Below are 14,216 nucleotides of genomic sequence, written 5' to 3' on the forward strand. Positions count from 1 at the left end.
TACAAAAAGATAACTATATTAATATTAACAGTAATTATATTGTTTTGGACTTTAGGGGTAATTCCAAAGGCTATAGGGGAAACGGTATCAATTAATTATATTGAGAAATATTATAGTTCTTTAAACTTAGAGTTTAAGGAGATAGAGTATTCAAAATCACAGGGAGCATACATTTCAGCTTTTATAGATAAAAAAGGAAAGGTATACAATGTTTTAATGAATTCAAAATGGTTACCAATAAACATATATTTCAATCCATTAAATATTCCTAAATAGTGAGTTATTGGTGGTATAATATTAATAATAATTAACTGATGATAGAGAGATAAAGGTGAATAAAAATGAATAAAACAATAGGTATATTTGCACATGTAGATGGAGGTAAAACAACATTTTCTGAGCAGATACTGTACCATACTAATAGTATAAGAAAAAGAGGAAGAGTCGACCATAAAGACTCTTTTTTAGACAGTCATGATATAGAAAAAAAGAGAGGTATAACTGTATTTTCAGATGTTGCAAAGTTTGATTTTAATAAGGATACATATTTTTTAGTTGATACACCAGGGCATATTGATTTTTCAAAAGAGATGGAACGAGGAATTGGTATATTAGATTATGCGATTTTAATAATAAGTGGTAGAGATGGGGTAGAAGGACATACTGAAACTATTTGGAATAGTTTACGTAAACATAATGTGCCCACATTTATATTTATTAATAAAATGGATTTAGTTTTAGATAGTATAGAAAATACTATAAAAACAATTGAAAGAGATTTAAATACTAAAATATTATTAATAGATGATTTGGATAAATTAAGTGAAGAAAATATCGAATTTATTGCAGAAAAAGATGAAGAACTTTTAAATATATATTTTGAAGAAGGATATAATAAAAAGTTATGGATAGAGAAACTTAAAATGCTCATAAAAAATAATAAAATAGTTGTTTGTTCTAAAGGTGTAGCACTTTTAGATGAAGGTATAACTGAGTTTTTAGAAATCTTTAGCAAACTGACTTTCACTGACTATGAAAGTGAAGGTCAGTTTAAAGGAAGAGTATTTAAAGTTAGATATGATAACAAAGGAAATAGGGTTACTTTTATAAAAGGTATTATTGGGAAATTAAAAACGAAGGATGAAATAAAATATACTGTAAATGGGGAAACAATTATTGAAAAAGTAAATTCTATAAGAAGTTATAATGGAAATAAGTTTGAAGGCGTAGATTTTGGAAATGCTGGTGAGATTTTTGGGGTTGTTGGTATTACAAAATTAACAGAAGGAATGGGAATAAATACTGATGACTGTGTGATAAATGATTTAAGGCCAGCACTCATTTCAAAAGTTATTTATAATAATAAAATTAACGATAAAGAGGTTTTGAATTATTTTAAGATATTAGAAAGTGAAGATGAGAGTTTAAATGTTAATTGGAATGAGGAATTGAAAGAGCTTCACATAAGCATTATGGGTAAAATTCAGCTTGAAGTTTTAAAAGAAGTGATTTTGGAGAGATTTTCATTGAATGTTGAATTTGGAGAACCTGAAATTTTATATAAAGAGACAATTGAAGGCGAAACGTTTGGATATGGACATTTTGAACCACTTGGCCATTATAGTGAAGTACACTTGAAGATCGAAGAAGGCGATAGAGATAGTGGTATAACTTTTTATAACAAATGTCACGCAGATAATTTAACGACAGGAAATCAAAATCTTATTAAAACTCATATATTTGAAAGAGAACATAAAGGAATACTAACAGGAAGTCCAATAACAGATTTAAAAATAACTTTACTTACAGGAAGAGCACATAATAAGCATACTAGTGGGGGGGACTTTAGAGAGTCTACTAAAAGAGCATTAAGACAAGGCCTTGAAAGTGCTAAATGCAAATTACTAGAACCTTATTATAAATTTAAAATTACAATTCCAATAGAGCTTATAGGTAGAGTTATTTCAGATATTCAAAAGATGAGCGGAGAATTTAACGAACCTTGGAACTTGGGAGATAGAGTAATTATAACCGGAAGAGGACCAGTTAAAACTTTAATGAATTATCCTTTAGAGTTCGTTGGTTTTACTAAAGGCAAAGGAAATATTAATTTAGTATTTGAAGGTTATGATCTATGTCATAATGAGGAAGAAGTAATAGAGAATAAAGGATATAGCAAAGATTCGGATATTGAATATACATCAGTTTCAATATTCTGTTCAAAAGGACAATCTTATTTAGTAGAAGGAAAAGTAGCTAAAGAGTATATGCATTGCTTAAAATAATTATAGCTATATTAAGGAGAATTTATGATAAATAAAAAGTCTATAAAAAAAGTGAATATGAGTAGATATAAAGAGTTTACAATACCTTTATATGATAGTTATTGCTTTTCGAATATAAATGGTACTATTAAAAATTTATTTAATATAGAAAGTAATAAATCTTTGCCGGAAGATGTTATTAATGAAAATAGTAAGAATACTGATAAAGTTATATTTTTTTTAGTTGATGCATTTGGATGGTGTTTTTATGAAAAATACAAAGAATATTCAAAATTTCTTAAGGAAATAGAATTAAATGGTGTAGTATCAAAAATCACATCACAGTTTCCATCAACAACGACAGCACATGTAACAACAGCTCTTTCAGATGAAAGTGTATATGAACATGGATTGTTTGAATGGTTTTATTACGATAAGCAAGCAGATGATATAGTTACTGCTTTTTTATTTAATAAGGCAAGAGATGTGGAAATAGGAAGTTTAGAAAAATGCAATATTAATATAAAAGAATTTTTACCAGAGAAGAGTATATTTAAAACATTAAAAGAAAATGGTATAACAAGTAAAATATTTCAACCTTCATATATAAATAACAGTATATATAGTAAAACTATGGGAAGATTCTCTGAAATAGTAGGTTATGAAAAATATGATGATTTATTTAAAAGCTTAGCTAAAAATATAAATAAGAATACTAATAAAGAATATATTTACGTTTACTTGCCGGAAATAGATAGTGTAGGACATGAAAAAGGATGTGAATCTAAAGAGTTTAAAGAGCAAGTTATTAAATTTTTAAATGCATTAGATATCTTTTATAGTGAAATAAAAGATACAGAAAAGATTACGATTTTAATATCAGCAGATCATGGTCAAATAGAAACTGATTTAAATGATAAACAATATATTAATGAAATTATTCCAACTATAAGTAGTTACTTAGTTAAAAATTCTAGAGGCATGGATTTACCATCTGGATATTGTAGAGATCTATTTTTAAATGTTAAAGAGGAATTGATTGGAGAATGCTGTAATATTATTAAAAAATATTTTAATGATAAAGTGGAAGTAATACCATATGATGATTTATTTAAATACGGCTTCTTTAAAAAAGGTAGCCATCGACTTAAAGAGAGATGTGGAAATTTATTAATACTTCCAAAATATAAAAATAATATATGGTGGTATGAAAAAGGTATATTTGAGATATTTACTAAAGGTGTTCATGGTGGTGCATCAAAAGAAGAAATGGAAATACCTTTCTTATATTATAAATGTAATAATACAGGAGAATTTGGGAATGATTAAGATGTATTAATTTATATTAAATGTGGAGGTTTTTATGGGTAAGTTTAGGAAGGGATATATGTTACTTTTAACTATAAGTTCAGTACTTTTTATTGGATGTAGTGCTAATGGGTTTAATAGTATTACAGATCAAACGAAGTATAATAACTCAAAGGCTATAACAGGAGGCTTTATTAAAGAAAACAATACTGATTATGAATCTGTTGGATTTAAAGATGGAAAATTATTTCTATATGCTTTTTCGAATAAAAATACAAAACAGGAAGAGACATACTATTTTGATAACAAAGGCGTATTAAATGTAACAGGAGAAAAAATAGATAAAGATAATATGATAGATGAATTAGTATATCAAAATTCTACAGAAAATCATAATATTAAAATTGTTAAAGCTGATAATTTTAATGAGGAAAATATATTGCCAAAAGCAATACTAGATGGAAGTGCATTAAAGTTAAATGATGAAGAGAGAGGTACATCACTTGATTATGTAACTGGAAATATGAACTATTATATTTATAAAATTTTTCAAAATGAAAAACAAGAATTAGTAATTATTAATGGTAAGACTAATGAATTTTATGTAAGTGAATTATTAGATTTAGCAAGAGAAAATACTGAATATAGAAATATTCAATCTGTATTTTATGATAAAGGGACAGATAGTATATATGGAATAAACCCAGATGGGAAAATTAAAAAATTAATATTAGAAAATAAAAAAATTAAGATTGAAGATTATGATAAAATAAGAACAAAAAAAGATGAGTATGTAAATAAAGTCATTTCATCAAATGAAGATAATTATATAGAATTTCTAACATCAGATGATGGAGGAAGTTCTATGTATGTTTCAAGAATACTTAAGTATGACACATCGAGTAAAGACTATAAATCTATATATAAGGATAAAAAAGATACTGATATAAATACTTTAAATTATATAGATGGATTTTTCTTATTATCTGAAGGAAATAATATTAAAAACTATTATTTATGTAAGTTTAAAGGGGATGGAATAGAAAAGATAAGAAAAGTTTCAGAAGATAAAGAAGATGAAAATAGTAATACTTATATATACACTAATAAAAAGAATAATTTAGTATTTGTAAAAAAAGATTATTTTGGAACTGATGATAAGAGGGTTCAAGATTTCAAAGTTTATAATATATATGATTACTAAACTCTACGGTGGTGATTTAATGGAATATATAAAATCTAAAAATATTGTATCAGGTTACTTAAAAAATAATCCTTGGTTTGGGGTTGATTATAATATGAATATTTATAAAGGATGCTCTCATGGATGTATATATTGTGATTCTAGAAGTGAATGTTATAATATAGAGAATTTCGATAAAGTGCGCAGCAAAGAAAATGCTATTAATATAATTATAAAAGATTTAAAAAGTAAGAAGAAGAAAGGTGTAATCATGACAGGTTCTATGAGTGATCCGTACAATCCTTTTGAAAAAAAATTATATTTAACTAGAAAGGCATTAGAACAAATAAATTTATATAATTTTGGAGTAGCAATTGCGACAAAAAGCCCACTTATTAAAAGGGATATAGATATACTAAAAAAGATAGGTGAGCACTCGCCAGTATTAATTAAAATAACTATAACAACATTTGATGATGAACTTTGCAGAAAGCTTGAACCAAATGTTGCTGTAACTTCAGAAAGATTTAAAGCAATAAAAGAATTAAGTGATAATGGTATTTATGTTGGTATATTAATGATGCCAATATTACCATTTATTAATGATAATGAAGAAAATATTATAAATATAGTTAAGAAAGCGTATGAGTGTGGTGCAAAGTTTATTTATACCTTTGGATTTGGTGTGACTTTAAGAGGAAATCAAAGAGAGTATTATTACGAAAAATTAATTGAAAATTTCAAAGAAAGAAATATTGTAGAAAAGTATATTAATACTTTTGGAAATAGATATGAATGCAGAGTAGAAAATGCTAGCAATTTAATGAATAGATTTATAGCTGAATGTGATAAGTATGGGATACTTTATAATATGGAAGATATAATAGTAGATTATAAAAGTAAATATAATGAAAAACAAATGAGTTTGTTTAGTTTATAACTAAACAAACTTTTTTATTTCATTTAGGTTTCATATTAGAATTGTAATATAGTGGTAAGAAATATTAGGGGGTATTACAAATGGGTATTTATGATTTTGCAAAAAAGACATTTAAGGCAGACTTTAAAAATAGTTTATTCTATATTTTCTCAATTTCTATAACGGTAGCATTTATGTTTAATGCTATTAATCTTGCATATAACCAATCAATATATTCAACTAAAGGAGAGGTTGTCGTTGAAAAAGCAACAGATTACATAGGTGTTGTAGAGTCGTTTGTTTATCCAATTCCACTTCTGCAAAAACAAAACTTACTTATACTTGTTTTTGTAGCTACTTTTTTTGCAGTTATATGTAATAAAAATCATATAAAAAGAAAGGGTAAAGAGATAGCATTTGCAATTACAAATGGAGCATCAATTGTAGATGTATCAAGATATTTAATGTATATAAATGGTAGAACATATATTATTGGAGCGTCAATAGGATTAGTTATAGGACTAATATTAACACCTATATTTAATACAATTATGTATAAATTTTTAGGTAGTGATGGACCATTATTCACTTTTGATACTGAGGGGTTGCTTATAGTAGCTGTATATGTAGTTATACAATACTTGCTATTAGTTTCACTGAATTTTGGATACGCTTACAGAAAAGAAATAATAGATTTAATGAAAGTAGAAAATACTAAAGGCTTCACTGATAGTAGAAATGTAAGAGTCCCTGGAACTCTATTTTTAATATTGTATTTAATTCCGATAGTATATAGTTTAACATTACCAAGTTTTGAAGGTGCAGAAGGTGCAGCATATGTTTCTTTTATACTAGGAAGTATAGGAGTTTATGGGATTATAAAATACTTTATTCCTAAAATTATAAAGAATCTAAAGAAGAAAAGATTTATGTATAAAGGGCTTAGAAGAATATATATAAGTAACTTTGAGAAGATGCTATCAGATTCTCTAATATATGTTCTTGCACTTACTATAGCATTAAATTATTTTGCAAACTCAATAGTTGAATATATTGAGTTTGATGGAATGAAGGGTAATTTAATGTTCTGTATATTTGGAACTTCACTAATAGTAGGGTTATCTTTATTTTATAAACTAATGGTTGAAACAGATGAGAAGATGAAGTTATATAATCAACTAAAAATACTTGGGTATTCAAAGGAAGAAGTTGTAGAAATATTAAAAAAAGAATACTTATTATTTTATAGTATAGCGCTTTTATTACCAATTAGTCTTCTAATAGGTAACTTAATAATTTACACATGTGTTGGAGCATATACAATTACATTAACTGTACAAGTCCTAGTAATTGTATTTGTACCATTAGTTCTAGCTGGAATAGTTTCTTCAATGAAAAATAGAGAAAAAATAGTAAATCAAATATTTAATTAAAATTTAGGAGGAATAGTAATGAAAGGTTTAAATGAAATTGTAATTGTTGATAATGTAGATAAAATATATGGAGTTGGAGATAATAGCTTTTATGCACTTAATAAAGTTTCTCTAAGAGTATATGAAGGAGATTTTATTGGAATTATGGGTCCATCAGGATCAGGTAAATCAACTTTCTTAAATATACTAGCAACTTTAGATGTACCATCAAGAGGCAAATTACTAATAAATGGTAAAAATGTACAGGGAATGGCTGATTGTGATTTAAGTGCATTTAGAAGAGAAAATATAGGTTTTATATTCCAAAATTTTAACCTTTTAGATACATTAACTATAAAAGATAATATATTATCATCTGTAATATTAGCTGGACTTTCTAAAGAAGAGTGTGATGAGAGGCTTGAAATGGTTTCTAAAAAGATGGATATAGAAGCTATTTTAGATAAATATCCAGCAGAATGTTCAGGAGGGCAAAACCAAAGAGCAGCTGTTTGTAGAGCGCTTATATCAAATCCGAAAATAATAGTTGCAGATGAGCCAACAGGAGCGCTAGACACAAAAAACTCTAATGAACTTATAAAATTATTAAGTAAGCTTAATAGGGAAGATGGAATAACTATTGTAATTGTTACTCATGATTCAGTGATAGGAAGTTATTGCAAAAAATTACTCTTAATAAGAGATGGAGAGGTAGATGCAACTTTAAATAGAGGAGCTATGACACATAGAGATTTTTATTATAAAATTGTAGAAGAAACTTCAAAGGAATGCGAAAGTTTATTTATGGAAAATGAGGAAGTTGTGGTATAATATTTTAAATATTGTAAATTAGCAGGTGAATATTTAAATGAAATTGAAACATAGGGATAGAACGTTTTTATTTACTACAACATTTCTATTTGTAATAATTATGATAATTTATTTAGTAAATGATGCAATGATATATAAAACGTATTATGTAACTGAATTTAATAGAATAGAAAAGATTATTGATGAGTTTATTGATAATATGCGTAATAGTACTTTAGAAGAAGTTAAGGAAAAAAGCAAAGTATTACTAAATGATCCATCAATAGATAAAGTTTATGTAAATGATATGGATAGATATTCTATTGATAATATTAAGATTGATGGAGATGGTACTGAGTTATCAATAATCAGAAAACCAATTAATATAAGAAGTGGAAGATATATAATTGAAGTGCTTGGAAGATTCCATGTGCAAAAAGATTTAAAAGAAAATTTAAATGCGTTAATTCCTAAAACAATATTTTTAATGCTCTTATTTTCAGCGGTATTTTCTTATATATATTCTAAATATATAACAGGGCCTATATTGTATATTTCAAAAAAAACATCGGAAATGAAAGAATTAGATAAGGATATAACGATAGAAGTTAATAGTGATGATGAGATTGCAATGTTATCAAAAGATATAAATGAGTTAAATAAAACTCTTAGAAAAAATATAAATGAGCTTAATAATATGAAGGAATATAAAAAGCAGTTAATGCTCGGATTATCTCATGAAATAAAAACTCCAATTGCAGCAATGAATGGTATTCTTGAAGGAATGTTAGATGAAGTATATCCATATACAGATAGGGATAAATATATAAGAGAGTGTAGAAGGCTTTCAGCAAAGCTTGGTAAAATAGCTAATGAAATGCTTGATATAACAAAGCTTGAAGCAATACCGGCTGTAATGGAAAATATACCGCTAAAAGATTGTGTTGAAGCTATTATTGACAGTTATAAAATTATATTACTAGAAAAAAACATTTCATATAATATTTTTATAGCTGAAGATTATAAAGTAAATGCAGATAGGCGATTATTTGAAAAGGCAATATTGAACGTAATAGAGAATGCTATAAAATATGGTGATAAAAATAGTGGAGTTATAATTAAATTAGATGAGGATGTGCTTTCAATAAAAAATTATGGACAGAATTTAAGTGAAGAAGATATAAGCTTAATTTTCAATCCATTATATAGAGTTAAAAATATAAGTGATGATGTAGAAGGAAAGGGGATTGGCTTATTTATTGTAAGAGAATGTTTAAATGCTTTAAAGTTTCATCATTATATTAGTAACTTTGAAGATGGAATTATTTTTACAATAGTATTAGGAGGAAAATAATATGGCGCTTAATATACTCCTTCTTGAGGATGATAAAAATTTAAATGAAATAGTAAAGAGCTATTTATTAAACTATGGATATAATGTAGTAAACTGTTTTGATGGTAAGGAATGTACAGATAATATATATAAACAAGAATTCGACTTATATATATTAGATCTTATGATACCAATGGGAAATGGCCTTGATATACTAAAAGAGATAAGAGGTATATCAAATAATCCAGTTTTAATAATAACTGCAATAGATTATGAAAATACTGAGATAAAAGCATTTGAGTATGGAACTGATGATTATATAAGAAAACCATTTTCACCTAATATTCTACTTAAAAGAATTGAGGCTATATTTAGACGCGCTAATAAGATGGAATGTAATGAAATATTATTTTTAGATTATAAAATTGATTTAAGTAACTATACTGTGTTTTATAAAGATGAAGATTTACAATTACTTATGAAAGAGTATGAATTACTAAAAGTTTTAATACAAAATAAAGGATCGATACTATCAAGACAAAAAATACTTGATAAAGTATGGGGATACGATTATTTTGGAAGTGATAGAGTAGTTGATGCACATATTAAGAATTTAAGAAAGAAACTTCCAACAGATTTAATAGTTACAGTGAAGAATGTTGGATATTGTATAAAATAAAAGGATTAAAATCATTGCAGTAGTACTAATTAAATTATATAATACAAACTATAGAATAAATATTTTTTAATACAAAGGAGAATGAAAATGAGAGTAACTTATAAAAATCCTAAAGAATTAGCTAAGTGCTTAAAGGATCAGATTGATGAGTATTTAGATGATATTATGGAGTATGAGAAGCTAAAAGCTAAAATCACTAGAATAATTGAAACAAATGAAGATAGATTTTATAAGAATGGTAAAGTCGAAGGGAAAATTGCAAATGTTCTAGGTGAAGAAAGAATAGAAATTATTAATAAGATTTTACAAGATAAATAAGATACTTTTATAAAGAGCTAATTTTAATTAGCTCTTTATTTTTTAGCATATTAACCGGTTTACTTTTTAAATATTTTTAAAATCCAAGTTCCTCTGGAACTATGATTATTGTTATTCTTCCTTTAAATTTCATTCCATTATGAACTATAGATGTGAAATTACAAATCCTGCCTCTTACTGAACAGTCGTGACATTTACCATCTGTTACACAAGGACATTTATGATTTATTCTTTTAGCATTCATAATTGCAACTTCATTAATTCGTTTAAAGGCATCACTTAAATTATCCACAACTTTGTTTGCACCAGCAACTATTATTACATTTTTAGGTCCAAACAAAATACCAGCAGCTCTATTTCCACCTGAATCAGTATTTACAAGCTCTCCATTTCTTGTTATAGCATTTGTACTTGTAACTAAATAATCAGCTGTCATTGATTCTCTCATTATTTCAACTATTTCACTAAATGGTGCATCTATGTAACGATCATAAAGCTTATAATCATCGCTTCTAAATTCTGGTACAATATTTAATTCATCTAATGTAACAGAACCTCCAAGTGCTATAGAAGACCCTTTAGGAATTAGTTCTAAAACTTTATCTTTAACTAAATCACTTGATTCTAAATAAATTGCATTATAATTATATTCATTTAAAATATCTACAATTTCTTTAGCATCACATTCTAGTTTCCATTTTTTAATTTTATTCATAAAAATCACCCTCCAAAATGATTATACATTATTAATTTAGTAAACTACTAATAGTAAACTTAAATGTTTACATTTTTTTATAATATAATTTTCAAAAAATATTTTGAAGTAGTATAATGAAATAATATATTAACATAAAGAGGTGAATCATAAGATGAAAAAATGTTTATATTGCAAAAAAGAAATTAAAGGGCAGGGATATAAAAATAAGATAGGTGATTTTTGTTCGGAAGATCATTACGATAAATACTATGCATCACTTTCAAATGAAGAGATAGTAAAAATAATGAATAGCATGTGCGTATGTAGTGATGATTAATAATATAAAAGGTATAAGAGGTGAATTTTAATGAGTTATAATTTTGATATGAAACAGTTTTTAGTTAAATATAAATACTGTATTGAATTAATAGAAAAAAATAAAATTGAAATAAGTTATTTAGAAAAGATATATGAGGACTATATAAAGTATAGAGATTCTTATGAAAATCAAGCAAATTTTATAGCGAACATTCTTCGTTCAGATAACAATATCCATTCTGTTAAATCAAGAGTAAAAGCACCAGATAGGTTGATTGAAAAGATTATAAGGAAGACTAAGGAGCGAAAAGAAAAGTATGGTGAAGAATTTATATTTACTGTAGATAATTATAAGAATGAAATAAACGATTTAATAGGGATAAGAGTAATACATATATTTAAAGATCAATGGGAGGCTATTCATGAATTTATTATAAATACATGGAAAGTAATAGAGATAACAGCTAATGTAAGAGATGGGGATAATACTAAAGTATTTGATGATTTAGGGATAGAGGTAAGGTCAAGACAGTCAGGGTATAGATCGGTTCATTATTTAGTAGAATTCTATCCTACAAATCAAAAAGTTATAGCAGAAATACAAGTTAGAACAATATTTGAAGAGGGGTATGGGGAAATAGACCATAGACTTAGATATTCTCACAATGAGATACCTGAAATATTAAAATCAAACTTACTTTTATTTAATAGAATAGTAGGAAGTGCCGATGAAATGGCATCGTTGATAAATACTTTGAGTAAAGAATGGGATTGCAAAGAACAGGCTTACGAGAAGTTGTTAGATGAGAAAGATAGTGAGATTATTAGACTTAAAAGTAAATTAGCGGAAGTGTAATATTAAAATGAATATGTTATAATTTATACAATTATGTAAATTGGAGGAGAAATTATGAAGTTTTTTAAGAAAATTAGTTTAGCTTTAGTTATGGTAATTGGAATGTCAATGTTTATAATTGGTTGTTCAGGAACCGATAAAGCTAAAGAAGCATTTGATAGTTATAAGGAAAAGTGGGCCCAAAATGATTATAAAGGCATGTATGAAATGCTTAGTAATGATTCAAAGAGCAAAATAACAGAAGATCAATTTGTAAAAAGATTCAGCAATATATATGGTGCTATGGGAGCAAGTAATATGAATATAGAAGATGGGGAAGCAGAGAAAGGCGATGGAACTGTTTCTGTACCATTTACATTAACTATGAATACTGTTGCTGGAAAAGTTGAATTAAAAGACTTTAAAGCAGTTATGGTTAAAGATGATAAAGAATATAAAGTTAATTGGAATGATAATTTAATTTTGCCTCAAATGGTTGAAGGCGATAAAGTGAAGGTTGTCACACAAAGGGGTGTGCGTGGTAAAATATTAGATAAAGACGGCAAAGTTTTAGCGGAAGATGGAAAAGTAAGTGTAGTTGGAATACATCCGGCAGTATTCTGTAAGGAAGATAAAGAGAAGAAAGTAAAAGAGATGGCAGCCGCTTTAGATATTAGCGAAGATACTATTAATAAGAAAATAGATGCTAGTACAGATCCAGGACATTTTGTTGAAATAGTAAAAATACTACCAACAGATAGCAGACTTAAGACATTAGAAAATCGCGAGCTAGACGGTATTCTAATAAACAATACTACTTCAAGAACATATGAAGGTGGAGAAGCCTTTGGAAGACTAGTTGGTTATATAGGACCTATAACTGCAGAAGAATTAGATAAAATGAAAGATAAAGGTTACACTGCAACAAGTGTAATAGGAAAAAGTGGTTTAGAACAAGTTTATGAAGATACTTTAAGAAAAACAGATGGTGGAGAAATATATATAGAAAGAGGATCTGAAAAGATTTCAGTTGCGAAATCTGATGCTAAGAACGGAAAAGATATAAAGATTTCTATAGATTCAAAACTTCAAAAGAAAGCATATGATGAAATGAATGGAGAAAAAGGTGCAGTAACAGCTGTAAACCCTAAGACTGGTGAAGTTCTTGCAATGGTAAGTGCTCCTTCATATGATTCTAATATGTTCACAACATATATGACTAAGACTCAAAAGAAAGAATTAGAAGATACAAAAAATGCTTGTGAAGTGAATAGATTTAATAAGGCATACTCACCAGGATCAACATTTAAACTTATAACAGCTGCAACAGGCCTTAGAGATGGGAAGATTAATCCAAATGATGTTAAAGACATTAAAGGTACTAAATGGCAGAAAGATAGTTCATGGGGAGATTATAAAGTAACAAGAGTAGATGACCCAGGTAAAGGAGTAAATTTGGTTGATGCTGTTAAGTATTCAGATAATATTTACTTTGCACAAGCTGCACTAGATATAGGCGCAGATAAATTTATTGATGGTGCTAAGAGATTTGGTATTGGAGATAAGCTTGAATTTGGATATCCAATGGAGAACTCACAAATATCAAATGATGGAAAAATAAAAGATGAGATTGCATTAGCAGATTCAGGATATGGACAGGGTGAAATTTTAGTAACACCTTTAAACATGGCATTAGCATATAGTGCTTTAGGTAATGGTGGTAATATAATGGAGCCAAGATTAGTTACAAGTGAAAATGGAACAGCTAAAGTATGGAAAGAATCAGCTATAGAGAAGAAAGATCTAAATGATCTTATTACTGCTTTTGAAGCGCCAATAAACGGAGCTGGTGGAACTGCAACGGATGCCAAAATACCAGGGGTAAGTCTTGCAGGTAAAACAGGAACAGCAGAAATTAAAAAGACTCAAGATGATCAAAAAGGAACAGAAAATGGTTGGTTTGTAGCAGTGGATACTAAGGATTCAAAAATAGCAATTGCTGTATTGTTAGAAGATGTTAAAGATCAAGGTGGATCTCATGCAGCTACACCAAGAGCTAAAAATATATTACAATCATACTTAAAATAGTAAATTTAAATTACAAAAATAAGCTTTAGAATATTTCTAAGGCTTATTTTTA

General features: G+C 27.1%; 14 protein-coding genes. 13 read left to right on the plus strand and 1 reads right to left on the minus strand.

All coding sequences use genetic code 11. From position 1 onward, the window contains the following. The 10 genes from RSF37_RS02660 to RSF37_RS02705 form a co-directional block, all read left to right on the plus strand. Positions 1–276, plus strand: a 276-nt coding sequence (locus RSF37_RS02660; protein WP_332562838.1) for a hypothetical protein, incomplete at its 5' end; no start/stop codon positions are given. 65 nt (positions 277–341) lie between these two features. After that, on the plus strand, positions 342–2,285 hold the full coding sequence (locus RSF37_RS02665; RefSeq protein WP_332562839.1) for a translation factor GTPase family protein: 1,944 nt from the start codon (positions 342–344) through the stop codon (positions 2,283–2,285). Positions 2,286–2,309: 24 nt separating this feature from the next. Then, positions 2,310–3,593, plus strand: a complete 1,284-nt coding sequence (locus RSF37_RS02670) for an alkaline phosphatase family protein (protein WP_332562840.1) — start codon at positions 2,310–2,312, stop codon at positions 3,591–3,593. Between the two features lie 34 nt (positions 3,594–3,627). After that, complete coding sequence (locus tag RSF37_RS02675) at positions 3,628–4,776, plus strand: hypothetical protein (RefSeq protein ID WP_332562841.1); 1,149 nt, start codon at positions 3,628–3,630, stop codon at positions 4,774–4,776. A gap of 19 nt (positions 4,777–4,795) precedes the next feature. Beyond that, positions 4,796–5,695: an SPL family radical SAM protein gene (locus tag RSF37_RS02680; RefSeq protein ID WP_332562842.1), complete on the plus strand. Its 900-nt coding sequence runs from the start codon at positions 4,796–4,798 to the stop codon at positions 5,693–5,695. An 80-nt stretch (positions 5,696–5,775) separates the two neighbouring features. Next, positions 5,776–7,107: an FtsX-like permease family protein gene (locus tag RSF37_RS02685; protein WP_332562843.1), complete on the plus strand. Its 1,332-nt coding sequence runs from the start codon at positions 5,776–5,778 to the stop codon at positions 7,105–7,107. Positions 7,108–7,125: 18 nt separating this feature from the next. After that, the gene (locus tag RSF37_RS02690; protein WP_332562844.1) at positions 7,126–7,917 is read left to right on the plus strand and encodes an ABC transporter ATP-binding protein; all 792 of its coding nucleotides are present in this window, start codon (positions 7,126–7,128) and stop codon (positions 7,915–7,917) included. A 37-nt stretch (positions 7,918–7,954) separates the two neighbouring features. After that, positions 7,955–9,250 (plus strand): HAMP domain-containing sensor histidine kinase, encoded by a 1,296-nt coding sequence (locus tag RSF37_RS02695; RefSeq protein WP_332562845.1) that lies wholly within the window; start codon positions 7,955–7,957, stop codon positions 9,248–9,250. Position 9,251: 1 nt separating this feature from the next. Beyond that, complete coding sequence (locus RSF37_RS02700) at positions 9,252–9,908, plus strand: response regulator transcription factor (protein ID WP_332562846.1); 657 nt, start codon at positions 9,252–9,254, stop codon at positions 9,906–9,908. 87 nt (positions 9,909–9,995) lie between these two features. After that, entirely contained in the window at positions 9,996–10,226 is a 231-nt protein-coding gene (locus tag RSF37_RS02705; protein WP_332562847.1) for a TIGR04540 family protein, read from the plus strand. A 76-nt stretch (positions 10,227–10,302) separates the two neighbouring features. Here the strand turns inward: RSF37_RS02705 and RSF37_RS02710 are convergent, their stop codons facing one another. Continuing rightward, complete coding sequence (locus RSF37_RS02710; RefSeq protein WP_332562848.1) at positions 10,303–10,941, minus strand: lactate utilization protein; 639 nt, start codon at positions 10,939–10,941, stop codon at positions 10,303–10,305. A gap of 154 nt (positions 10,942–11,095) precedes the next feature. Here RSF37_RS02710 and RSF37_RS02715 point away from each other — a divergent pair, with 154 nt between their 5' ends. Genes RSF37_RS02715 through RSF37_RS02725 form a run of 3 tightly spaced genes read left to right on the plus strand, consistent with a single transcriptional unit; the run spans position 11,096 to position 14,164 of the window. Further along, positions 11,096–11,260 carry a hypothetical protein gene (locus RSF37_RS02715; RefSeq protein ID WP_332562849.1) on the plus strand — a complete coding sequence of 55 codons (165 nt, stop codon included), beginning with the start codon at positions 11,096–11,098 and terminating at the stop codon, positions 11,258–11,260. A 30-nt stretch (positions 11,261–11,290) separates the two neighbouring features. Continuing rightward, positions 11,291–12,097, plus strand: a complete 807-nt coding sequence (locus RSF37_RS02720; protein WP_332562850.1) for a RelA/SpoT domain-containing protein — start codon at positions 11,291–11,293, stop codon at positions 12,095–12,097. Positions 12,098–12,151: 54 nt separating this feature from the next. Then, positions 12,152–14,164, plus strand: coding sequence for a penicillin-binding transpeptidase domain-containing protein (locus RSF37_RS02725; protein ID WP_332562851.1), 2,013 nt, complete (start codon positions 12,152–12,154; stop codon positions 14,162–14,164). The last annotated feature ends 52 nt before the right edge of the window (positions 14,165–14,216 follow it).

The organism is Clostridium sp., from assembly GCF_036643715.1.
In the GTDB taxonomy this organism is placed as follows: Bacteria; Bacillota; Clostridia; order Clostridiales; family Clostridiaceae; genus Clostridium.

What these genes read in the sequence shown, in the direction of transcription:
- RSF37_RS02665 (WP_332562839.1), top strand. Translation starts at nt 342, where the DNA reads ATGAATAAAACAATAGGTATATTTGCACATGTAGATGGAGGTAAAACA.
- RSF37_RS02670 (WP_332562840.1), top strand. Translation starts at nt 2,310, where the DNA reads ATGATAAATAAAAAGTCTATAAAAAAAGTGAATATGAGTAGATATAAA.
- RSF37_RS02675 (WP_332562841.1), top strand. Translation starts at nt 3,628, where the DNA reads ATGGGTAAGTTTAGGAAGGGATATATGTTACTTTTAACTATAAGTTCA.
- RSF37_RS02680 (WP_332562842.1), top strand. Translation starts at nt 4,796, where the DNA reads ATGGAATATATAAAATCTAAAAATATTGTATCAGGTTACTTAAAAAAT.
- RSF37_RS02685 (WP_332562843.1), top strand. Translation starts at nt 5,776, where the DNA reads ATGGGTATTTATGATTTTGCAAAAAAGACATTTAAGGCAGACTTTAAA.
- RSF37_RS02690 (WP_332562844.1), top strand. Translation starts at nt 7,126, where the DNA reads ATGAAAGGTTTAAATGAAATTGTAATTGTTGATAATGTAGATAAAATA.
- RSF37_RS02695 (WP_332562845.1), top strand. Translation starts at nt 7,955, where the DNA reads ATGAAATTGAAACATAGGGATAGAACGTTTTTATTTACTACAACATTT.
- RSF37_RS02700 (WP_332562846.1), top strand. Translation starts at nt 9,252, where the DNA reads ATGGCGCTTAATATACTCCTTCTTGAGGATGATAAAAATTTAAATGAA.
- RSF37_RS02705 (WP_332562847.1), top strand. Translation starts at nt 9,996, where the DNA reads ATGAGAGTAACTTATAAAAATCCTAAAGAATTAGCTAAGTGCTTAAAG.
- RSF37_RS02710 (WP_332562848.1), bottom strand. Translation starts at nt 10,941, where the DNA reads ATGAATAAAATTAAAAAATGGAAACTAGAATGTGATGCTAAAGAAATT.
- RSF37_RS02715 (WP_332562849.1), top strand. Translation starts at nt 11,096, where the DNA reads ATGAAAAAATGTTTATATTGCAAAAAAGAAATTAAAGGGCAGGGATAT.
- RSF37_RS02720 (WP_332562850.1), top strand. Translation starts at nt 11,291, where the DNA reads ATGAGTTATAATTTTGATATGAAACAGTTTTTAGTTAAATATAAATAC.
- RSF37_RS02725 (WP_332562851.1), top strand. Translation starts at nt 12,152, where the DNA reads ATGAAGTTTTTTAAGAAAATTAGTTTAGCTTTAGTTATGGTAATTGGA.